This is a genomic window from Caulobacter sp. 05L422, from assembly GCF_056397765.1.
Window position 1 is genome coordinate 25,755 of the sequence record NZ_JBFTOB010000031.1, and the last position, 21,218, is coordinate 46,972.

Annotated in this window: 17 protein-coding genes; 10 read left to right on the forward strand and 7 right to left on the reverse strand. The window is 68.4% G+C overall.

Annotated features, from left to right (window positions below; translation table 11 throughout):
• Positions 1–6 precede the first annotated feature (6 nt).
• Positions 7–3,585, forward strand: a complete 3,579-nt coding sequence (locus AC1DMQ_RS23900; protein ID WP_477036029.1) for a hydantoinase B/oxoprolinase family protein — start codon at positions 7–9, stop codon at positions 3,583–3,585.
• A gap of 153 nt (positions 3,586–3,738) precedes the next feature.
• Here AC1DMQ_RS23900 and AC1DMQ_RS23905 read toward each other — a convergent pair whose 3' ends face one another.
• Entirely contained in the window at positions 3,739–5,316 is a 1,578-nt protein-coding gene (locus AC1DMQ_RS23905; RefSeq protein ID WP_477036030.1) for an aldehyde dehydrogenase (NADP(+)), read from the reverse strand.
• A 152-nt stretch (positions 5,317–5,468) separates the two neighbouring features.
• Here AC1DMQ_RS23905 and AC1DMQ_RS23910 point away from each other — a divergent pair, with 152 nt between their 5' ends.
• Positions 5,469–6,521 carry a LacI family DNA-binding transcriptional regulator gene (locus AC1DMQ_RS23910; protein ID WP_477036031.1) on the forward strand — a complete coding sequence of 351 codons (1,053 nt, stop codon included), beginning with the start codon at positions 5,469–5,471 and terminating at the stop codon, positions 6,519–6,521.
• Between the two features lie 39 nt (positions 6,522–6,560).
• On the opposite strand, the gene AC1DMQ_RS23915 is transcribed toward AC1DMQ_RS23910, so the two are convergent.
• Positions 6,561–8,810: a beta-glucosidase gene (locus tag AC1DMQ_RS23915; protein WP_477036032.1), complete on the reverse strand. Its 2,250-nt coding sequence runs from the start codon at positions 8,808–8,810 to the stop codon at positions 6,561–6,563.
• Positions 8,811–9,022: 212 nt separating this feature from the next.
• On the opposite strand from AC1DMQ_RS23915, the gene AC1DMQ_RS23920 reads away from it, so the two are divergent.
• The 7 genes from AC1DMQ_RS23920 (at position 9,023) to AC1DMQ_RS23950 (ending at position 15,812) form a co-directional block, all read left to right on the forward strand.
• Positions 9,023–11,431, forward strand: a complete 2,409-nt coding sequence (locus tag AC1DMQ_RS23920; protein ID WP_477036033.1) for a TonB-dependent receptor — start codon at positions 9,023–9,025, stop codon at positions 11,429–11,431.
• A 283-nt stretch (positions 11,432–11,714) separates the two neighbouring features.
• The gene (locus AC1DMQ_RS23925) at positions 11,715–13,256 is read left to right on the forward strand and encodes a tryptophan halogenase family protein (RefSeq protein ID WP_477036034.1); all 1,542 of its coding nucleotides are present in this window, start codon (positions 11,715–11,717) and stop codon (positions 13,254–13,256) included.
• A 686-nt stretch (positions 13,257–13,942) separates the two neighbouring features.
• Complete coding sequence (locus tag AC1DMQ_RS23930; RefSeq protein WP_477036035.1) at positions 13,943–14,266, forward strand: ArsR/SmtB family transcription factor; 324 nt, start codon at positions 13,943–13,945, stop codon at positions 14,264–14,266.
• The gene (locus tag AC1DMQ_RS23935) at positions 14,263–14,694 is read left to right on the forward strand and encodes an SRPBCC family protein (RefSeq protein ID WP_477036036.1); all 432 of its coding nucleotides are present in this window, start codon (positions 14,263–14,265) and stop codon (positions 14,692–14,694) included. The genes AC1DMQ_RS23930 and AC1DMQ_RS23935 overlap by 4 nt, the downstream gene beginning before the upstream one ends.
• Before the next feature lie 45 nt (positions 14,695–14,739).
• Complete coding sequence (locus AC1DMQ_RS23940; RefSeq protein WP_477036037.1) at positions 14,740–14,955, forward strand: hypothetical protein; 216 nt, start codon at positions 14,740–14,742, stop codon at positions 14,953–14,955.
• Between the two features lie 10 nt (positions 14,956–14,965).
• Positions 14,966–15,373 carry a DUF1801 domain-containing protein gene (locus AC1DMQ_RS23945; RefSeq protein ID WP_477036038.1) on the forward strand — a complete coding sequence of 136 codons (408 nt, stop codon included), beginning with the start codon at positions 14,966–14,968 and terminating at the stop codon, positions 15,371–15,373.
• A 25-nt stretch (positions 15,374–15,398) separates the two neighbouring features.
• A complete protein-coding gene (locus tag AC1DMQ_RS23950; RefSeq protein ID WP_477036039.1) occupies positions 15,399–15,812 on the forward strand; it encodes a DUF1801 domain-containing protein in 414 nt (137 codons plus the stop codon).
• A gap of 147 nt (positions 15,813–15,959) precedes the next feature.
• Here the strand turns inward: AC1DMQ_RS23950 and AC1DMQ_RS23955 are convergent, their stop codons facing one another.
• Positions 15,960–16,352, reverse strand: coding sequence for an Ohr family peroxiredoxin (locus AC1DMQ_RS23955; protein ID WP_477036040.1), 393 nt, complete (start codon positions 16,350–16,352; stop codon positions 15,960–15,962).
• A 147-nt stretch (positions 16,353–16,499) separates the two neighbouring features.
• Between AC1DMQ_RS23955 and AC1DMQ_RS23960 the strand changes: the two genes are divergently transcribed.
• On the forward strand, positions 16,500–16,967 hold the full coding sequence (locus tag AC1DMQ_RS23960) for a MarR family winged helix-turn-helix transcriptional regulator (RefSeq protein ID WP_477036041.1): 468 nt from the start codon (positions 16,500–16,502) through the stop codon (positions 16,965–16,967).
• Between the two features lie 6 nt (positions 16,968–16,973).
• On the opposite strand, the gene AC1DMQ_RS23965 is transcribed toward AC1DMQ_RS23960, so the two are convergent.
• From AC1DMQ_RS23965 to AC1DMQ_RS23980, 4 genes are all read right to left on the reverse strand, one after another.
• Positions 16,974–18,212: an acetyl-CoA C-acetyltransferase gene (locus AC1DMQ_RS23965; RefSeq protein ID WP_477036042.1), complete on the reverse strand. Its 1,239-nt coding sequence runs from the start codon at positions 18,210–18,212 to the stop codon at positions 16,974–16,976.
• A gap of 77 nt (positions 18,213–18,289) precedes the next feature.
• Positions 18,290–18,769: a GNAT family N-acetyltransferase gene (locus AC1DMQ_RS23970; RefSeq protein WP_477036043.1), complete on the reverse strand. Its 480-nt coding sequence runs from the start codon at positions 18,767–18,769 to the stop codon at positions 18,290–18,292.
• A 71-nt stretch (positions 18,770–18,840) separates the two neighbouring features.
• Positions 18,841–19,995 carry an aldose epimerase family protein gene (locus AC1DMQ_RS23975; RefSeq protein WP_477036044.1) on the reverse strand — a complete coding sequence of 385 codons (1,155 nt, stop codon included), beginning with the start codon at positions 19,993–19,995 and terminating at the stop codon, positions 18,841–18,843.
• Positions 19,996–20,158: 163 nt separating this feature from the next.
• Positions 20,159–21,175, reverse strand: coding sequence for an arabinan endo-1,5-alpha-L-arabinosidase (locus AC1DMQ_RS23980; protein WP_477036045.1), 1,017 nt, complete (start codon positions 21,173–21,175; stop codon positions 20,159–20,161).
• Between the last annotated feature and the right edge of the window lie 43 nt (positions 21,176–21,218).

A 21,218-nucleotide genomic window follows, 5' to 3' on the forward strand; every position in this document is an offset into this window, starting at 1 on the left:
CGAGACATGACCGACCGCGGCTGGGAGTTCTGGATCGACCGCGGCGGCACCTTCACCGACATCGTCGCGCGGCGTCCGGACGGGTCGCTGCTGACCCACAAGCTGCTTTCCGAAAATCCCGAGCAATACGACGACGCGGCCGTGGCCGGCGTGCGGGCGCTGCTCGAGGGCGAGGCCGGGATCGACGCGGTCAAGATGGGCACCACGGTCGCCACGAACGCCCTGCTCGAACGGGCCGGCGAGCCGACAGTCCTGGCGATCACCCAGGGACACGCCGACGCCCTGCGCATCGGTTACCAGGCCCGGCCCAAGCTGTTCGACCGTCACATCGTCAAGCCCGAGGCGCTCTACACCCGCGTGGTCGAGATCGACGAGCGGATCGCCGTCGAGGGCGCGGTGCTGCGTCCGCTCGACGAGGCGGCGGCCCGCGCGGGTCTTCAGGATGCCTTCGACGCCGGTTTCCGGGCCGTGGCCGTCGTGCTGCTGCACGGCTTCCGTTTCACCGATCACGAGGTCCGCGTCGCGACGATCGCTCGCGAGGTCGGCTTCACCCAGGTGTCGGTCAGTCACGAGGTCAGCCCGCTGATGAAGCTGGTCGGGCGCGGCGACACGACGGTGGTCGACGCCTACCTGTCGCCGATCCTGCGCCGCTATGTCGAGAAGGTGGCGAACGCCCTGGGGCGCGAGACGCGGCTGCTGTTCATGCAATCCAACGGCGGCCTGACCGACGCCCACGCCTTCCGAGGCAAGGACGCCATCCTGTCCGGTCCGGCCGGCGGGGTGGTGGGCATGGCCAAGACCGCCGCCCAAGCCGGGTTCGAGCGGGTGATCGGCTTCGACATGGGCGGCACCTCGACCGACGTCTGCCACTTCGCGGGCGAGTACGAGCGGGCCTACGAGACCGTGGTGGCCGGAGTGCGGATGCGCGCGCCGATGATGAACATCCACACCGTGGCGGCCGGCGGCGGCTCGATCTGTTCTTTCGACGGAGCGCGGTTCCGCGTCGGTCCGGCCTCGGCCGGCGCCAACCCGGGGCCAGCCTGCTACCGGCGCGGCGGACCGCTGACGGTGACCGATTGCAACGTCATGCTGGGCAAGTTGTCGCCGGATTTCTTCCCGGCGGTGTTCGGGCCCAACGCCGACCAGCCGCTGGACCGCGATGTGGTCGTGGCCAAGTTTGAAACCTTAACGGCCGAGATTCTCGCCGCGACCGGCAAGACCATGACGCCCGTGGAGATCGCCGAGGGCTTCGTGACCATCGCCGTCGAGAACATGGCCAAGGCCGTGCGGCAGATCTCGATCCAGCGCGGCTACGACGTCACCAAGTACGTCCTGGCCTGTTTCGGCGGAGCGGGCGGCCAGCACGCCTGCTTGGTGGCCGACGCCCTGGGCATGACCGAGGTGATGATCCACCCGTTCGCCGGGGTGCTCAGCGCCTACGGCATGGGCCTGGCCGATCTGCGCACCCTGCGCGAGGCGACGGTGGAGCGGCCGCTGGCCGAGGCGGCCGATGACCTGGCGGCCCGCGCGGAGGTCCTGGCCGGCGAGGCGGAGGCGGCGCTACGGGCGCAGAATGTGCCGTTGATCCGTGTCGAGACGATCGCCAGCCTGCTGGTCAAGTACGCTGGGACCGACACGCCGCTGCGCGTGCCGTTGGGCGATGCGTCCGCCGTTCGCGAGGCCTTTGAAACCCTGCATCAACGCCGTTTCGGCTTCGTCTCGCCGAGCACGGCGCTGGTCGTCGAAGCCCTGGCCGTCGAGGCCATCGGCCATGCCGACGCCGGCGAAGCGCCCGATCTGGGCTTCGGCGCGGACTCCAAGCCCGATCCCCTGGCGGTCGTACCCACCCGCATGGCCGGGGCGGAGCACGCCACGCCCGTCTTAGACCGCGCCGCCTTGCCTATCGGCGGCGAGGTGGCTGGGCCGGCCATCGTCCGCGAGGACACCGGCACCACCGTCATCGAGCCGGGCTGGCGGGCCACGGTCGATCGCCACCTGAACCTGATCATCGACCGTGTCGCGGCCCTGGCGCCGCGCCAGGCGGCCGGCACCAAGGCCGATCCGGTGATGCTGGAGGTGTTCAACAACCTGTTCATGGCGGTGGCCGAGGAGATGGGCTTCGCCCTGCAGAACACCGCCTATTCGGTCAACATCAAGGAGCGGCTGGACTTCTCCTGCGCGCTTTTCAGCCGCGACGGCGATCTGATCGCCAACGCCCCGCACATGCCCGTTCACCTGGGCTCGATGGGCGATAGCGTGCGGGCGATCCGCGACGGGCGGCTGCACGACGGCCGGGGCCTGAAGCCCGGCGACGTCTACATGCTCAACGCCCCGTACAACGGCGGCACCCACCTGCCGGACGTCACGGTGGTCATGCCGGTGTTCGATACGGCAGGTCTGCTGACCTTCTATGTCGCGGCGCGCGGCCACCAGGGCGACATCGGCGGCATCACCCCCGGCTCGATGCCGCCCAACAGCCGCACCGTCGAGGAGGAGGGGGTGCTGATCGAGAACTTCCTGCTGGTCGAGGGCGGGCGGTTCCGCGAGACCGAGGTGCGAGCCCTGCTGGCGTCGGGCGCGTGGCCGGCCCGCAATCCCGACCAGAACATTGGCGACCTCAAGGCCCAGGTGGCGGCCTGCGCGCGCGGGGCGGAGTCGCTTACCGGCCTCGTCGCCGAATTCGGCCAGGACGTGGTCGAGGCCTACATGGCCCATGTGCAGGACAACGCCGAGGAGGCGGTGCGGCGCGTCTTGGCGACCCTGGCGGACGGCGCGTTCGCCTATGAGCTGGACGATGGCTCGGTGGTGAAGGTGGCGATCACCGTCGATTGCGCTGCCCGCACGGCGCGGGTCGACTTCACCGGCACCAGCGACCAGGTCCCGACCAATTTCAACGCCCCGGCCTCGATCTGCCGGGCGGCGGCGCTGTACGTGTTCCGCACCCTGGTCGACGACGAGATTCCGATGAACGACGGCTGCCTGCGGCCGGTCGAACTAGTGATCCCCGAGGGTTCGATGCTGCGGCCGCGCTATCCGGCGGCGGTGGTGGCGGGCAATGTCGAGACCAGCCAGGTGGTGGTCGACAGCCTCTATGGCGCGCTGGGCGTGATGGCCGCGGCGCAGGGCACGATGAACAACTTCACCTTCGGCGACGACCGGCGGCAGTACTACGAGACCATCTGCGGCGGGGCGGGGGCGGGGCCCGATTTCGACGGCGCCGACGCGGTGCAGACCCACATGACCAACAGCCGCCTGACCGATCCGGAGGTGCTGGAGAGCCGCTATCCGGTGCTGGTCGAGGCATTCTCGATCCGGCGGGGTTCGGGCGGGGCGGGCGCGCATCGCGGCGGTGACGGGGTGGTGCGGAAGATCGGGTTCAGGGAGCCGATGACGGCGACCTTGCTTTCCAACCGGAGGCGCGTGGCGCCGTTCGGGCTGGCGGGTGGTGGTGAAGGGATGCTGGGCGCGGCGCGGGTCGAGCGGGCGGACGGTTCGGTGCAGGTGCTGGGCGCGACGGACGCGGTGGAGGTCCTGACGGGGGATTCAATCGTGATCGAGACGCCGGGCGGCGGGGGCTATGGCTAAATCCTCCCCCTGTGGGGGAGGCGGCCGAAGGCCGGTGGGGGGAGTTTTCGGATCGTCGATCCGGGGTGCGGCCGTGGGCCGATCACTCCCCCCACCGTCGGCTTCGCCGACACCTCCCCCATAGGGGGAGGGCTTGGAACGACAGGTGGTGAACTAGGCCAGCACGACCTTCCCATCCACGCGACGCGCAATCCCCAGCGGGTTGGCGTCCTGCAGTTCCGCCGGCAGCAGGGCGGCTGGCAGATTCTGGTACGAGACGGGGCGCAGGAAGCGGAAGATGGCCAGCGAGCCGACCGAGGTCGAGCGGCTGTCCGAGGTCGAGGGGAACGGGCCGCCGTGGACCATGGCGTGGCCGACCTCGACGCCGGTGCCGAAGCCGTTGATCAGGATACGGCCGGCCTTCAGCTCCAGGGCCGGCAGCAGGGCGCGGGCCAGGTCGGTGTCGGCCTCGTCCATGTGCACGGCGATGGTCAGTTGGCCTTCCAGGGCGGCGATCACCTGGGTCAACTGGGCCAGGTCCTTGGCGCGGACCACCAGCGAGGCGGCGCCGAACACTTCGTCCTGCAGGTGCGGGGTGGTCAGGAAGGTGGGGGCGTCCACCGAGAACAGGGTCGCGCGGCCCTGGCCGTGGCCGCCTTCCAGGCCTTGGGCCACTTCGGTGACGCCCGCGGTCTCGGCCAGGGACTTCACGCCGCCGGCGAAGGCCTTGCAGATGCCGGGGGTCAGCATCTGGCCGGCCGGGGCCTTGGCGATGACCTCGGCGGTGGCCGCCAGGAAGGCGTCCAGCTCGGGGCCGTCGATGCCCAGGATCAGGCCGGGGTTGGTGCAGAATTGGCCGGCGCCCTGGGTCAGGGCGGCGACGAACTCCGGCGCGATGGCCGCGCCGCGCGCCTTCAGGGCGTTCGGCAGGAGCAGCACCGGGTTGATGCTGCTCATCTCGGCATAGAACGGGATCGGCTCGGGACGGCCCTGGGCGATGGCCAGCAGGGCCAGGCCGGCGCGGCGCGAACCGGTGAAGCCGGCGGCCTTGATACGGGCGTCGGCCACGAGGCCTTGCGAGATCTCGATGCCGCTGTCGTGCAGCATGGCGAACACGCCCGACGGCAGGCCGCATTCCTTGACCGCCGCCTGGACGGCGCGGCCGACCAGTTCCGAGGTGCCGGGGTGGGCCGGGTGAGCCTTGACCACCACCGGGCAACCGGCCGCCAGGGCCGAGGCGGTGTCGCCGCCGGCCACCGAGAAGGCCAGCGGGAAGTTCGACGCGCCGAACACGGCCACCGGGCCCAGCGGCACGTTGCGCAGGCGCAGATCGACGCGGGGCAGGGGCTTGCGGTCCGGCTGTGCCGGGTCGATGCGGGCGTCCAGCCAGCCGCCGTCGCGCAGCACGCCGGCGAACATCCGCAGTTGGCCGGCGGTGCGACCGCGTTCGCCTTCCAGACGGGCGCGGGGCAGGCCGGTCTCGGCCATGGCGCGGACGATCAGGTCATCGCCGATCGCCTCGATCTTGGCGGCGACGGTTTCCAGGAACACGGCGCGCTGCTCGGGCGAGGTGGCGCGGTAGGGACCGAAGGCCGCCGCCGCGAGGGCGCAGGCTTCGTCGAGGTCGGCCTTGGTCGCGCCGCCGAAGGTGACGTCCAACGCGCCGCCCGTGCTGGGGTCGACCGCGAGGATCGAGCCGCCGGCGCCGTGGCGTGCGCCGCCGTCGATCAGAAGTTCACCGGTGATGGTCAAGGCGCGTTCCCTCGTTCTTTCGAGATGGGTCTCTGAGATCAATGCAGGGTCTTAAATGATACCGCTCCCATAGACGTCAAGCGGCACGGGGGCAGACAGAATGTTTCACGCCGGTTACGGTCGCTCGAACCCTGGGGGGAAACGGATTCTGCATGGCGAAGCGGCCGGCCACGATCATCCATGTCGCCGAAAAGGCGCGCGTGTCGGTCAAGACGGTGTCGCGGGTGCTCAACGACGAGCCCAACGTCACGCCGGACCTGAAAGCGCGCGTGCTCGCGGCCGTGGAAAAGCTGGGCTACAGCCCCAGCAAGGCCGCGCGGACCATGGCCGGGTCGCGCTCCTACCTGCTGGTCGCCTTCAACGATCGCCGCCTGACGCTGGACAACTGGCGCAGCGAGCGCGGCAACGAGTGGATCGACCAGATGCTGTACGGCGCCATGCTGCGCTGCGAGCAGTCGGGCTACCACCTGATGTTCGAACTGGTCGACCGCGAGTCGGACCAGTTGGAGAAGCAGATCACCGCGGTGCTGTCGTCGCTGCAGCCCGACGGCGTGATCCTGACGCCGCCCAACTGCGAGAACCCGGTGGTGCTGGGCGCGCTGAAGAAGCGCAACATTCCCTTCGTGCGCCTGAACACGCCGGTGCGCGGGCAGGGGCCGCGGGTCTACATGGACGACCGGGCCGCGGCGCGGCAGGCGACCAAGCACCTGCTGGGCCTGGGTCATACGCGCATCGGCATGATCGCCGGCGACTACAAGTTCTCGTCGTCGATCCTGCGGGTCGAGACCTTCCAGGCGACCATGGAGGCGGCCGGGCTGCCCGTGCCGGACGAACGGATCTACAAGGGCGACTTCACGTTCGAGGCCGGGGTGGCCGGGGCCGAGGCGCTGCTGGACCTGCCCGAGCCGCCGACCGCGATCATGGCGTCGAACGACCAGATGGCGCTGGGCGCGGTCAGCGTCGCCCAGGCGCGGGGCCTGGCGGTGCCGGGCGACCTGTCGATCCTCAGCTATGACGATACGATCGGCGTGCGGCTGAGCGTGCCGTCCCTGACGGCCGTGCGCCAGCCCGTGGCCAAGATGGCCGAGAAGGCCGCCGACATGCTGATCGTGGCCAGCGCGGCGGGAGACAAGCAGATCGCCGGCAACACCCTGGTGCCGTTCGAACTGATGGTGCGGGCCTCGACCGGGCCGGCGCCGAAATAGCGGGATTGGGGACAGGCGCATGCGCCTGTCCCCAGCCGACTACTTGCCGTCGTACGACACTGGCAGCGTCTTGGCCGCCAGGGTCACGTCGGCCTTGGCGCCCAGGTCGCGGGACGAAGCGCCCAGCGACACCTCGTAGGCGCCGGCGGCGATGGTCCAGGCCTTGGCCTTGGAGTCGAAGGTCGCCAGCAGGCGCGGATCGACCGAGATGCTGACCGTGGTGCTGGCGCCGGGCGCCAGGTCGACCTTCTTGAAGCCGCCCAGACGACGCGGCGCTTCCCAGCCCGAACCGCCCTTTGGCCCGACATAGACCTGGGGCACGTCCTTGCCGGCGGTCTTGCCGGTGTTGGTCACCTTGAAGCTGGCGGTCAGCGTGTCGCCGGCCGTCGAGGTCTTCAGGTCGCTGTAGCCGAAGGTCGAGTAGGACAGGCCGTGGCCGAAGGCGAACAGCGGGGCGTGGCCCTTCTGGTCGAACCACTTGTAGCCGACGGCCGCGCCCTCGATGTCGTAGTTGGCGTCGAAGAACGCTTCCGGTTGGGACGGGTCGCCATCGATCACCGGGCGCGGCAGCTGCTCGGCGCTTTGCGGGAAGGTGATCGGCAGGCGGCCGGACGGATTGACCTCGCCGGTCAGGACGCGGGCGATGGCCTCGCCGCCGCTGGTGCCGGCGTACCAGGCCTCGACCACGGCGCTGACCTTGGTCAGCCAGGGCATCAGCACCGGGCCGCCGGTTTCCAGGACCACGGCGGTCTTGGGATTGGCGGCGGCGACGGCGTCGATCAGGGCGTCCTGGTTGTCGGCCAGGGTCAGGGAGTAGTCCTGCGACTCGGCGGCCCACTGGTGGGCGAAGACGATCACCAGGTCGGCGCCGGCGGCGGCCTTGGCGGCGGCGGCCGGATCGGAGCCGTCGTCATAGGTGAAGGCCGCGCCGGGGTTCTTGGCCTGCAGCGCCTTCAGCGGCGAGGAGGGGTGGAAGACGATCGGGCCGGGGAAGCCCTTGGGGCCCAGGCCCTTCACCGCCATGCCGCCGATCGGGAACACCTGCGAGGAGCCGCCGCCCGACAGCACGCCGACGTCGGAGTGCGAGCCGATCACGACGATCTTCTTGGCGCTCTTGGCGATGGGCAGCAGACCGCCGTCGTTCTTCAGCAGGACGATGGCTTCTTCCGCGTCGGCCTGGGTGACCTTGGCGTGGGCGGCGAAGTCGATCGGGCCCTTGACCACCGGGTGGTCGAACAGGCCGTGGGCGAACATCGAGCGGGTGATGCGCTTGGCCATGTCGTCGAGGCGCGCCTGCGACACCGAGCCGTCGGCCAGGGCGGCCTTCAGCGGCGCGCCGAAGAAGGGCTGCTTGTCGAAGGTGTAGGCCGACTCCTGGTCCAGGCCGGCATTGGCCGCCTTGGCGGTCGAGTGCGTGCCGCCCCAGTCGGACATCACGTAGCCCTTGTAGGCCCAGTCCTTCTTGAGCACCTGGTTCAGCAGATAGTCGTTCTCGCAGGCGTAGGTGCTGTTGATGCGGTTGTAGGCGCACATCACCGAGCCCGGGTTCGACTGCTCGATGGCGAACTCGAAGGCCAGGAAGTCCGACTGGCGGGCGGCGGCGTCGCCGATGTTGGAGCTGACCGTCATGCGGTTCGTCTCCTGGCCGTTCAGCGCCCAGTGTTTGATGGTCGAGATGATGTTGTTGGACTGGATGCCCTTGATCTGGGCCCCGACCATGACGCCGGCCAGCAGCGGATCCTCGCCGCCGTATTCGAAGTTGCGACCGTTGCGCGGGTCGCGGGCCAGGTTGACGCCGCCGGCCAGCTGGACGTTGAAGCCCGAGGAGCGGGCCTCCGAACCGATCATCGCGCCGCCCTTGAAGGCCAGCTCGGGGTTCCAGGTCGCGGCCGTGGCGATGCCCGAGGGCAGGGAGGTGCGCTCCAGATAGGGATCGCTCGACTCGCGTTGGGTGGCGACGCCGACGCCGGCGTCGGTTTCCCACTGCGGGGGCACGCCCAGACGGGCGATTCCCGGGATGTAGCCGGCCGAGCCCATGCGGGCCTCGGCGTGCGGGGTGAACTTGGGTTTGTCCTGGTTCGAACCGAAATAGCCGAACACCAGGGTCAATTTCTCGTCCTGCGTCATTTGCGCAACGATCAGGTCGGCGCGCTGATCGGCGCTCAGCTTGGTGTTCATCCAAGGTTTCGAGGCGCTAGCGGCCGCGGCCTGGGCGTGAGCGGCTGCTGTCGGCAACGCCGTGGTCAGCATCAGAGCCATCATCAGGCCCTGCATCTGCTGTCGCTTCATTCTTTTTCCTCCCATTTACGTCTTAAGCTATACGCGCGGCGTTCTTTGTCAAATCTTGCCGGTCGGCGACTAGTTTTAGCTATTCACGACGAACGAAACGAGAGTTTCAACTAAGTCGTAAATACATACGTGATTGACAACGTTGTCGTACTGTAGCTATTCACAAGACGCAAGTCGCGACCACAAAGGATCGCGCGCAGGGAGGGATGAAGATGAAGCTCCGCAGAACCCTATTGGCTGGCTCGTCGGCCGTGGCGGCCATGATCGCCGCGACCGCCGTCCACGCTCAGACGGCCCCGGCTCCGGCCGCCGACAACAACCAGCTCGAAGAGATCACGGTCACCGCCACCAAGCGCGAGACCAACCTGCAGGACACCCCGATCGCCATCAGCGCGTTCGGCCAGGGCGCGCTCGACCGCAACCAGGTCAAGGACGTCACCGATCTGGCCAAGTTCGTGCCGTCGATGGCCATCAACCAGCAAGGCGACCAGGGCGCGATCCTGATCACCATGCGCGGCATCGGCAACGACACCGCCTTTACCGAAGTGGCCGACCCGGAAGTCGCCATCTATGTCGACGGCATCTACTCGCCCCGCGCCCAAGGCGCGGCCGTGCTGATGTACGACATGGACGCGGTCGAAGTGGCGCGTGGCCCGCAAGGCACGCTGTTCGGCCGCAACGCCACGGTCGGCGCGGTCAGCCTGCGCACCGCCAAGCCGACGCTGAGCGACTACTACGGCAGCGCCGAAGTCGTGGCCGGCTCGTACAACCGCCTCGGCGCGCGCGTCTCGGTCAACATGCCGGTTTCCGACACGTTCGCCCTGCGCCTGGCCGCGATCACCGAGCGTCACGACGGCTATGTCGACTTCCAGCGTCCGCCGGAAGTGGCGGGGATCCATCCGTCGGCCTTCGTCACCCAGGGCAAGAAGTACTACGCCCAGGACCAGCGCTCGGCTCGCCTGAGCGCCCTGTGGCAGCCGAACGACAAGTTCACCTGGAACGTCAACGTCGAGGGCTACCAGGACACCGGCGCGCCGGTGATCGCCCTGGCGCAGACGCCGCGCGCCGGCCAGAAGCACTGGTCGGCCCTGATCGACACCGCCCCGGACAGCGACCGCTTCTCGTACGGCGTGCGCAGCACGATGGACTACTCCATCAACGACAATGTCGGGCTGACCTACATCACCGGCTGGCAACGCGTGGGCGGCAGCGCCGTCAGCGACGCCGACGCCGGCCTGCTGCGGATCGACGGCACCACCGACGCCAATGGCTTCCTGTTCCCCCGCGGCGGTTTCGGTGAGAACCGCACCACCTGGTCGCGCAACGACGCCTGGAGCCACGAAGTCCAGCTGAAGTCGCAAGGCCAGCAGACCGTCGACTGGATCGTCGGCGGCTACTACAGCCACGAAGACAACTCGATCCGCTTCGACATCGACCAGCGTGACGGCTATCGCGACGGTCCGATGAACTGGTCGGGCAGCTTCATCCAGGCCAAGCGGACCATCGAGTCCAAGGCCGCGTTCGGTCAGGCCGTCTGGCACATGAACGATCGCGTCCGCCTGACCGCCGGCCTGCGCTACACCGACGACACCAAGCAGGACCAGGGCGGCCGGAACGTCACGTTCAAGGGCTACTCCGCCTGTCTGGCCGCCGAAGCCGCCCTTCCCGGCGGCGGCGTCCCGTCGCGTTGCGACACCGGCATCTTCGGCCGCGACCGCGGCGCCTCGGCGACCGAGCTGCTGGCCCTGCTGGGCCCCGGCTACGACATCAGCAACAACGACGTGAAGGGCAGCTGGGACAAGTTCACCTGGCTGGCGCGCGCCGACGCCGACGTGACCGACGACATCCTCGTCTACGCCAGCGTCAGCACGGGCTTCAAGTCGGGCAACATCCTGGACGGCGGCCGCCTGGCCGACCCGGAAACCCTGACCAACTACGAAGTCGGGTCGAAGATCCGCTTCCTGGACGGCCGGGCCACCCTGAACCTCGCGGCCTACTACGCCGACTTCAAGGGCTACCAGGTCAACCAGGTCGTCACCGTGAAGGACGCCCAGGGCAACACCATCTCGTCCTCGGTCGTGACCGACAACGCCGAGGGCGCCAAGGCCATGGGCATCGAGGCCGAGCTGACGGCCAACCTGACCGCCAACGACCGTCTGCAGATCTCGGCGACCGCCCAGGACACCAAGATGGACACCCTGCTGTCGGTCGACGGGCGCCTCTACGGCGGCAACCTGGCCAACGCCGTCGACGTGAAGGGCAACGAGCTTCCGCACGCCCCGCACTTCTCCGGCAACATCGCCTACGAGCACGACTTCGAGCTGTCGAGCGGTGCGCGGATCATCCCGCGGATCAGCACGCACTTCGAAAGCAAGTCGTGGCTGTCCTACTTCAACCAGGGCGCCCCCGATCAGCAGGGGAGCTATACCCGGACCGATCTGAGCGTGCGCTACGAGCCGCCGACCGATCCGTGGTCGGTCGAGGCCTTCGTCCAGAACCTCGAGGACAAGAACATCAGGACCGGCGCCGGCACGGCCGGCCAGGGCAACTATCCGGTGGTCTGGTCGTCGGTCTATCAGCCGCCGCGCACCTGGGGCTTCCGTCTGCGGACGAAGTTCTAGGTCAGGTCCAAGCCTCCCCGTCCGGTCCGCCGGGCGGGGAGGTCCAGTTTCGAGTGCTTGAAGCGCGATCCGCCGTCCGGCCCAGGACGGTCGCGTTTCAGGAGCGGCATGTCGCCCCCGGCTTGTCGCTCCGCCCTTCTTTGAGCGTATTGCCTCCCAGACTGCGCTCCCTGGGTGACGGCTCTCCTGACCGTCACCCAGGCTTTTTCTTCTCCGCGCCGACATTCGGCGGCCGACTCGGGCTTTCGTCAGAGTCCCGAGGCGTCTCCAAGGAACCGTGCTCATGACCGGGAACCGCATCGTCATCGTCGGCGGCGGCACGGCCGGATGGCTGACCGCCGCCTATCTGGCCAAGCGCCTGGGCGCCGATCGGCCCGACGGCGCGCGGATCACCCTGATCGAGGCTCCCGACATCGCCACCATCGGGGTCGGGGAGGGCACATTTCCGACGATCCGGTCCACCCTGGCCGAGCTTGGCGTCAGCGAGGCGCGGTTCCTGCGCGAGAGTTCGGCGACCTTCAAGCAGGGCGTCCGGTTCGTGAATTGGGAACAGCGTTCGGAAAATGGGAAATCTTCCGAATACTTTCACCCGTTCAACCTGCCGCTCCGCCCCAATGGCCGCGATATGTCGCCTTACTGGCTGTTGGACCACCAGGCGGGCGGCTCCTTGCCGTTCGCCGATGCGGTGACGACGCAAGGGGCGATCATCGGTCAGGGGCTGGCGCCCAAGCGCCTGGAGGATCCCGATTTCCAGGGACCGATGAACTACGCCTACCATTTCGACGCCGCGCGCTTCGCCGACTTCCTGCGCGGCGTGGCGGTCGAGGCGGGCGTCACGCACCTGAAAGGCAAGGTCGACGGGGTGACCCGCGACATGCGCGGCGACATCGCCTCGATCCAGGCCGGCGAGCTGGGGACGATCGAGGGCGACCTGTTCGTCGACTGTTCGGGCTTCCGCGCCCTGCTGATCGGCGAGGCCCTGGGCGCGCCGTTCAAGCGGGTCGACGACGTGCTGTTCAACGATCGGGCCCTGGCGATCCAGGTCCCGTACGAGACGCCCGACGCGCCGATCAATCCCTACACCCTGGCCACCGCCCACGAGGCCGGCTGGACCTGGGACATCGGCCTGGATAGCCGCCGGGGCGTCGGCTACGTGTTCTCCAGCCGACATACGGACGAAGACCGGGCCGAGCAGGTGCTGCGCGGCTATGTCGGCAAGGCCGGCGACGGCCTCAACGCCCGCCTGCTGAAGTTCCAGACCGGCTATCGCGAGCGCCAGTGGATCGGCAATTGCGTGGCCGTGGGTCTGTCGGCGGGCTTCTTCGAGCCGCTGGAATCGACCGGCATCATGCTGATCGAGGCCGCCGCCGTGATGATCGCCGAGGTCTTCCCGCTGCGTGAGCGCGCCGCGATGGACGCCGGGGCCCGCAACTTCAACCGCCTGATGGCCGGCCGCTTCGAGCGGATCGTCACGTTCCTCAAGCTGCACTATTGCCTGACCAAGCGCGACGAGCCCTACTGGCGCGACAACGCCGATCCGGCCACCTGCCCCGAGGCCCTGCGCGACCTGCTGGCCCAGTGGAAGCACCGGCCGGTGTCGCGGTTCGACTTCCTGGTCGATCTGGAGACCTTCCTGCCGTCCAGCTACCAGTACATCCTCTACGGCATGAACGCGGCCACCGACTTCGCGCCGGTCGAGGGGCGCTATGACGAGGCCGCGGTCGCCAGGCAGAGCTTCGCCAAGGTGGCCGAGGCGGCGCAGGAGGCGCTCAAGCACCTGCCGCCGCATCGGCAGTTGGTCGAGGCGTATTACGCTCGCGGCTGACCGGTACTTGCCCCCTACGGAGCGTGAGTGCGTGTCCTCCGCCCCCCATGGGGGCGGACAGACCGCGAAGCGGTCAGGTGGGGGCAAGCGGGTGCGATCTCACGCGGAAACCCGCTGAGGGCTGGGGAGGCGGCGGAGCGTCCGGGGCGCGCCCGGAAGAGTAGGTTTGGAGAATACCGTTTCGACACGTCACGGGCGCTCCGCGCGGCCGTCTTCCAGAAGCCTTCGGATCGCGGATTTTTAACCCGCTCCGATGGAGGCCCCCGGCGGGCGGAAGGGCGACGTACCCCGTCCGGACCGCGCGGGCGATTTCAGCCCGCGCCTGGTGCGTTCGCCGATCCTTCGCCGCCAGGGCTTCGTCCCGTGTTGCAGGGAACCTGACCTGACGATGCGAAGCGTCACTGAAGACCATCGGCGAGCGCTTCCCGCTCGACCGCCCCTGCCGCACGTCGAGGTCGCCGGCCGGACGTCCTCCCCTACGACAGGGCAAGGACAAGTATGCGGGCGGTTTGAACGCGGCGGTGCTTGTGACGCTGATTATTCTATAGAGCGTTGAAAGGTTTCAGGTTTGGGGGCGCCTGGCACGGGGATTGAGGGCCCTCGATCCCCGTGCCCGCACTCGCTGCTTGACGAACGCATAACTCGCCAGTTATGAGTAACCCATAGCCAACGGGTTATCAGTTCCCATGACCGACGCTCACGACGTGCTTTTCAGGACGCTCGCCGATCCCACCCGACGAGGGATCTTCGAGCGGCTGTGTCGCGACGGCGAACAGACGGTCGGGGCCCTGACCGCGCTGGCGGGCGTTTCCCAGCCTGCGGTCTCCAAGCACCTTGGGGTGCTGAAACAGGCCGGGCTGGTGAGCGATCGCCACGAGGGCCGCCAGACGCACTACAGCGCCCAGCTGAACGCCCTGGCCCCGTTGGTCGACTGGACAAGCCGCATGGCCGGGTTCTGGGAGACCCGGTTCGACAATCTCGAAGACCTGCTCAACAGGATGGACCAATGACCAACACCGCGACCGAGACGCGCACCGTCGTCGTCGAACGAGACATCGCGCATCCCCCCGAAAAGCTCTGGCGCGCGCTGACCCAGCCGCACCTGATGGAGGAGTGGCTGATGAAGAACGACTTCAAGCCCCAGGTGGGCCACGGCTTCCAGCTTCGCGGCGAGTGGGGCGGCGTGCTGGACTGCGAGGTCCTGGCCGTCGAGCCGAACAGGACCCTGTCCTACACCTGGAACCACGAGCATTCGGACCCGGCCTACGCCCTGCAGAGCGTGGTGACCTTCACCCTGACGCCGACCAGCGCGGGCACGCACCTGCGCGTGGAGCAGGCCGGGTTCAATCCCAATCAGAAGCAGGCTTACGGCGGCGCCCATGCCGGCTGGAAGCAGTTCCTCGGCAACCTGGATCAACTGCTGGAACGGCTGGACTAGGGCCGCCGCCCTGTCCGCGTCGTCACCTCGTCAAAGGAGGTTTCCTTGAACAAGATCATCCGCCAGACCCACCGCTGGCTTTCCATCGCCTTCACGCTGGGCGTCATCAGCTACATGATCGTCATGAGCCAGGGGCAGCCCCCGGCGTGGGTCGGCCTGTTCGCGCTGGTTCCGCTGATCTTGCTCCTGGTCACCGGTCTGTACATGTTCGTGCTGCCCTACGTCGCCAAGGGGCGGAACGGGCGCCGCGCGGACGGATAGGAGGAACGCCATGGCCGAGCCGAAACTGCTGTCGGGCGGCAACCCTCAGGTCCCCAAGGACCACGGCGACGCGCCGGTCCAGGCCTATATCGCGGCCATGCCTGGCTGGAAGAGCGAGGTCGGTCGCAAGCTGGACGCGCTCATCTCGGGCGCCGTTCCGGGCGTGCTCAAGGCGGTCAAATGGAACTCGCCGCTCTATGGCATGGAAGAGAAGACCTGGTTCCTCGGGGTCCACGTCTTCGCCAAATATATCAAGGTGGCCTTCTTCCGCGGCGCGGCGCTGGATCCCCTGCCGCCGGTCGGCTCCAAGCAGAAGGATGTACGCTATTTCCACATCCACGAGGACGAGCCGTTCGACGAGGCGCAGTTCATCGGCTGGGTGAAGCAGGCCAGTCAATTGCCCGGCGAGCGCATGTAGGCGGCCGGCGAGAGGTGAGGAAGCCATGAAAAAGCAGATGGGCGGACCGCTGGAAGGACCTCCTTCCGAGCTGATCGACAAGGCGATCGCGGCGCTGGACGACTGGCGCGGCGAGACGCTGGCCAAGATCCGCAGGCTGATCCATGAGGCCGACCCCGACGTGGTCGAGGAGTGGAAGTGGGGCATTCCGGTGTGGTCGCACGACGGGATCGTCTGCACCGGCGAAACCTACAAGGCCGCCGTGAAGACCACCTTCGCCAAGGGCGCGTCGGTGGAAGACCCCAAGGGTCTGTTCAATTCGAGCCTTGAGGGCGCCACGCGGCGCGCCATCGATTTCCGCCAGGGCGAGGCGATCGATGAGGCGGCGTTCAAGGCGCTGATCCGCGCCGCCGTGGCGCTGAACGCCTCGAAGCCGAAGGCGGCGAAGAAGCGCGCCTGAGACAACGAACATCTCTCAAGCTGTCATCCCGGGCGCAGGCTCGCGAAGCGAGCCGAAGACCCGGGACCGCCCTGAAGCGCTGAGCTCAGGCGTCGGTCCCGGATCGGCGCGCTGCGCGCTTGTCCGGGATGACAGGTGCTTTTGAGATCAGGCCAGGGTGGTGACGACGTCGATGTTGCCGTGGACCGCCTTCGAATAGGGGCAGATCGCGTGGGCGGCTTCGATCAGGCCTTGGGCGACGTCGCGATCGACGCCCGGCAGGCTGACGTTCAGACGGGCTTGCAGGAAGAAGGCGCCGGCCTCGTTGGCCAGGTCGATCTCGGCGTCGACGGAAGGGTCGACCAGAGCGACCTTTTGCTGACCGGCGGCCAACTGGATGGCGCCGAGATAGCAGGCCGACCAGGCCGCGCCGAACAGGTTCTCGGCGGCAGGGTGGGGCTGGGGCAGCTTGACGTCCAGGAAGCCGTCGGCGCTGCGGGCGGCGCCATCGCGGCCGGCCGTGGTGTGGGTCTTGCCGGTGAAGAGAACCTTGGCGGTCATGGGGAATTCCTTGTTCGAGAGAGGTTGATCGCATCCGTTTCAATCGGATGCGATCTAATTAGTTGTCGCCTCATATCGAGTCAAGCCCTTCCGATTTAATCGGATACGATTTATATGGATGAGGCCCTGACGCCCCTGGATATGCAGATGACCCACACCCCCCCGACCCCGCGGCCAACCGATGGCGACGACCCCAAGCTTCCGAAGTTCCTGTGCTTCGCTGTCTATTCGGCGAACCTGGCGTTCGGCCGGGCCTACAAGCCGCTGCTCGACGCGCTGGGCCTGACCTACACCCAGTACATCGCGCTGGTGGCGCTGGCCGACGAGGACGACCAGACGGTCGGCGCCTTGGGCGAGAAGCTGTTCCTGGAATCCAACACCCTGACGCCGATCCTCAAGAAGATGGAGGCGCTGGGCTATGTCGAGCGCCGGCGCGATCCGGCCGACGAACGCCAGGTGCGGCTGCACCTGACGCCGGCCGGCCGCAAGCTGGTCGACGCCGATCCCGGCGCGGCGCTGATGGACGCCACGGGACTGAGCGAGGCGGAGTTCCCCGTGGTGCAGGCGTCCGTGGCCCGGCTGCGCGACAGCCTGTTGAGCGCGACCAAAGGGTAAGGTCGGCTAGATCCGCTCGATGATCACGGCCGGGGCCATGCCGCCGGCCGCGCACATGGTCACCAGGCCGCGCTTGAGGTCGCGACGCTCCAGCTCGTCCAGGATCGTGCCGATCAGGATCGAGCCGGTGGCGCCGATCGGGTGGCCCAGGGCCATGGCCCCGCCGTTCACGTTGACCTTGTCGCGGTCGAGGCCCAGGTCGCGGATGAACTTCTCGGCCACCACGGCGAAGGCTTCGTTGATCTCCCACAGGTCGATGTCGTCGACGGTGAGGCCGGCCTTGGCCAGCACCTTGCGGGCGGCGGGGACAGGGGCGTTGAGCATCAGGGTCGGGCTGTCGCCCATGTTGGCCATGGCCACGATGCGGGCGCGAGGCTTCAGCCCGTGCTTGGCCACGTAGGCCGGCGAGGCCAGCAGCACCGCCGCCGCGCCGTCGACCACGCCCGACGAGTTGCCGGCGTGGTGCACGTGCTCGATCTTCAAGTCCGGATAGACCTGGTTGATCAGCCCGCCCAGCGTGGTGCCCGCTTCGTCGATCGGCACGCCGGCGATGGCGCCGAACGAGGCCTTCAGGCCGGCCAGGCCTTCCAGGGTGGTCTCGGGGCGGGGGAACTCCTCGCGGTCCAGGGCCAGCGCCCCGTCGTCGTGAAAGACCGGAACCAGGGCGCGGTCGAAGCGGCCCTCGCGGATCGCCCGGTCGGCGCGCTGCTGGCTGACCAGGGCCAGCTCGTCCAGGGCCTGGCGCGGGATGCCCTCCAACGTGGCGATGGCGTCGGCGCAGACGCCCTGGTGGCTCTGCGGATGCCTGGCCCGCAGGCGCAGGTTGCCGCTGTCCAGCAGGCCGGGTGAGGTGCGGTCGGCGGTGGCGGCGGTGTAGGACATCATCTCGGTGCCGCCGGCGATGACCAGGTCCTCCATGCCGGACATGATCGAGGCGGCCGCCAGGTTCACCGTGGTGATGCCCGAGCCGCAGAACCGGTCCAGGGTCATGCCGCTGGCCTTGGTGTCGTAGCCGGCGTCCAGCGCCGCCATCCGGCCGAGATCCCCGCCCTGCTTGCCGCGCTGGGTGCTTGTGCCCCAGATGATGTCGTCGACCTCGGCGGTGTTCAGGTTGTTGCGCTCGGCCAGGGCCTTCAGCACCGTGGCGGCCAGGTGCTGGGGATGGAAGTCGGCCAGGGCGCCCTTGCCGACCTTGCCGATGCCGCGCGGCGTGCGGCAGGCGTCGATGATCAGGGCTTCGGGCATGGCGGCGTTCCTCCCAGAACGATTGTCTGAACCGAGGAGAACGCCGGCGCCCTTGGGTCAGTCTAGCGTCTTTTTCGCTAGAGCTTCAGCCGCATGAACACCGTGCCGTCGGGCGTCGGGGCGTAGTAGGGGCCGGTGCGCTCGAAGCCCATGGCGTCGTAGAGCGCCATGGCGGTGGTCATGCTGGGCAGGGTATCCAGCCGCAGTTCTTCATAGCCGAGGGCGCGGGCCGCCTGGATCACCGCCTCGGTCATGGCCTTGCCCAGGCCAAGGCCTCGCGCGGCGGGCAATAGGTAGAGGCGCTTCATCTCGCAGCGGCCATCGGGCGGGATCGGGCGCAGGCCCGCGCAGCCCAGTGGCCGGCCCTCCGCGTCCCGCGCCAGCAACAGCTCGCCCTTCGGCGGCGCGTACTTGCCCGGCAAACCGGCCAGCTCGCCGCTGAAGTCCTGGTAGCCCAGGTCGACGGTCAGGCTGGCGACATAGTCCTCGAACAGCGCGACGACCGCGGCCAGGTCGTCGGCGGTGCGGGCGGAGTGGATGGAGAAGGCGGCGGGCATGCCCAGAGGGAAACAGACTCCCACCGCCTTCCGCAATGACCCGGAAGGTCGTTGTTCTCCGCGAGAGGGGGCTATTTCCCGTCCGTCGTCAGCCTGAACACCATGGTGTTGCTGTACTTCTGGCCCGGATCCAGCCGCACCGGCGCGAAGGCCGGCTTGTTGGGGGCGTCGGGGAAGTGCTGCGGCTCCAGGGCGATGCCGTCGCCCTGGCGATAGATCTTGCCGCTCTTGCCCACCATCGTGCCGTCGATGAAGTTGCCGGTGTAGAACTGGATGCCCGGCTGGTCGCTGAGGATCTCCATGACCCGGCCGCTCTTGGGATCGGCCAGGCGCGCGGCCAGGCGCGGGGCGCCGCCCGCCTTGCCGGTCAGCACCATGTTGTGGTCGTAGCCGCGGCCGACGACGATCTGCGGATCGCGGGCGTCGCGCAGGCGCTCGGCCACGACGGTGGGCTTGCGGAAGTCGAACGGCGTGCCGGCCACCGGAGTGATCTGGCCGGTCGGGATCAGTTCGGCGTCGACCGGGGTGTAGCCGTCCGAGGCCAGGGTCAGGACGTTGCCCATCGCGCCGTCGGGCGAACCCTCGCCGGCCACGTTGAACAGCGCGTGGTTGGTCAGGTTGACGATGGTCGGCTTGTCGGTGGTCGCGCCGTAGACGACCGTCAGCTGGTTCGCCTCGTCCAGCGCGTAGGTGGCCGTGGCGGTGAGCGTGCCGGGATAGCCTTCCTCGCCGTCGGGGCTGACATAGGTGAAGGTGACCGAGGCGACCGGGCCGCGCTTGATGTCGCTGACCTTCCAGACCTGCTTGTCGAAACCCTTCACCCCGCCGTGCAGGGCGGCGACGCCGTTGTTGTTCAGAGCCAGTTGGTAGGTCTTGCCGTCCAGCGTGAACTTGCCCTTGCCGATGCGGTTGGCGAACCGGCCGACCGAAGCCCCGAAATAGCTGGCGTTCTTGGCGTAGGCCTCGGCGTCCTTGAAGCCCAGGGCGATGTCGGCCTTGGTCCCGTCGCGGCCGGGCGCGATCAGCGACTGCAGGGTGGCGCCGTAGGTGATCACCGTGGCGCTGACGCCCTTGCCGTTTGTCAGGGTTATGGCTTCGACCTCGACGCCGTCGGGCGTCTTGCCGAACGAGGCGCGGGCGTAGTCGGCCGCGAAGGCTCCCGCCGGAAGGGCCATGGCGGTAGCGGCCAGAAGGGCGCCGGTCAGCTTGCGGCCTGAAGTCTTCATGAGGTTCCTCGTTCCAATGACGCAGCGGCTCTGGAGGCGCTTGGTTGCCATATACTCCGACAAATCCCGCCGATGCAATCAAGCCTGAGCGGAAAGAAAGCCGCCGTCCCGGAGCGGGTCCGGAACGGCGCAGGCGGGGCAGAACTCAGGTGGGGAAAAGGGTTCAGACGGCCACGGGCCAGCCGTCGGCGCTCCAGGCCAGGGGCTGGATGCGCAGGGTCGGGACACCGCCCTTCCTGGCGTCATAGGCGTGGTAGACGATGTAGTCGCGGCCCGCGTCGCGCAGCACGGCCACGTGGCCGGGGCCCTTGAAGCGCTTGGCCGGATCCAGGTCGGCGTGCAGCACGATCAGCCCGCCGCCCTTCATCATCATCGCCTTGCCGTTGCGGTCGACATAGGGGCCGGCCACCGCCTTCGAGCGGCCGACCACCGTGTAGTAGGTGCTGTCGGCGCCGCGGCAGCAGAAGTCGAACGAGGCGAACAGGTAGAACCAGCCGTCGCGCTCGATGATGCAGGGCGCCTCGATGGCGTCTGGGTGAGGCCGGGCGGCGATGGCCGCCAGCGGGGCGCCCGGTTTGGGCTTGCCGGTCGCGGGATCGATCTCGACCAGCTTGAGGCCCGACCAGAAGCTGCCGAAGCTCATCCAGACGCGCCCGTCCGGGGTGGTGACGATGTTGGCGTCGATGGCGTTGAAGTCGTCGCCGGGCTTGGAGGCCAGCACCACGCCGTCGTCGCGCCAGCCGAAGGCCGGGTCGGAGCGGTCCAGGGTCGCGGTGGTCTGCAGGGCGATGACCGAGCGGTTCTTCCCGAAGGTCGAGAGCGCGTAATAAAGGTGATAGCGGCCGTTGATCAGGCTGATGTCCGGCGCCCATGCGCCGCGCGTGCCGGGCACTTCCTTCTGCGCCCAGTCGGGCAGGGCGGGCATGACGGCGCCGACCAAGGTCCAGGCCGTCAAGTCCGGCGAGGTGCGCCAGTGGATCAGGCCGGGCTTCTGATTGGCCTGGCTGGTGCAGAACAGGTGGTAGGTCGCGCCCTGCTTGATGATGCAGGGGTCGTGGACGGGCGACAGGTCGCCGGTCATCCGGTCGTTGAGGCCGGCGGCGGCTTGAGCGGCCGTTGGGCCGACAACGGGGACCGCTGCGCTCAAGGCTCCGGCCAGGGCATGTCTGCGGGTCAGCATCACGAACTCCGACGCGAAGGCGGACGCGCCCGGCTCCAGGGGA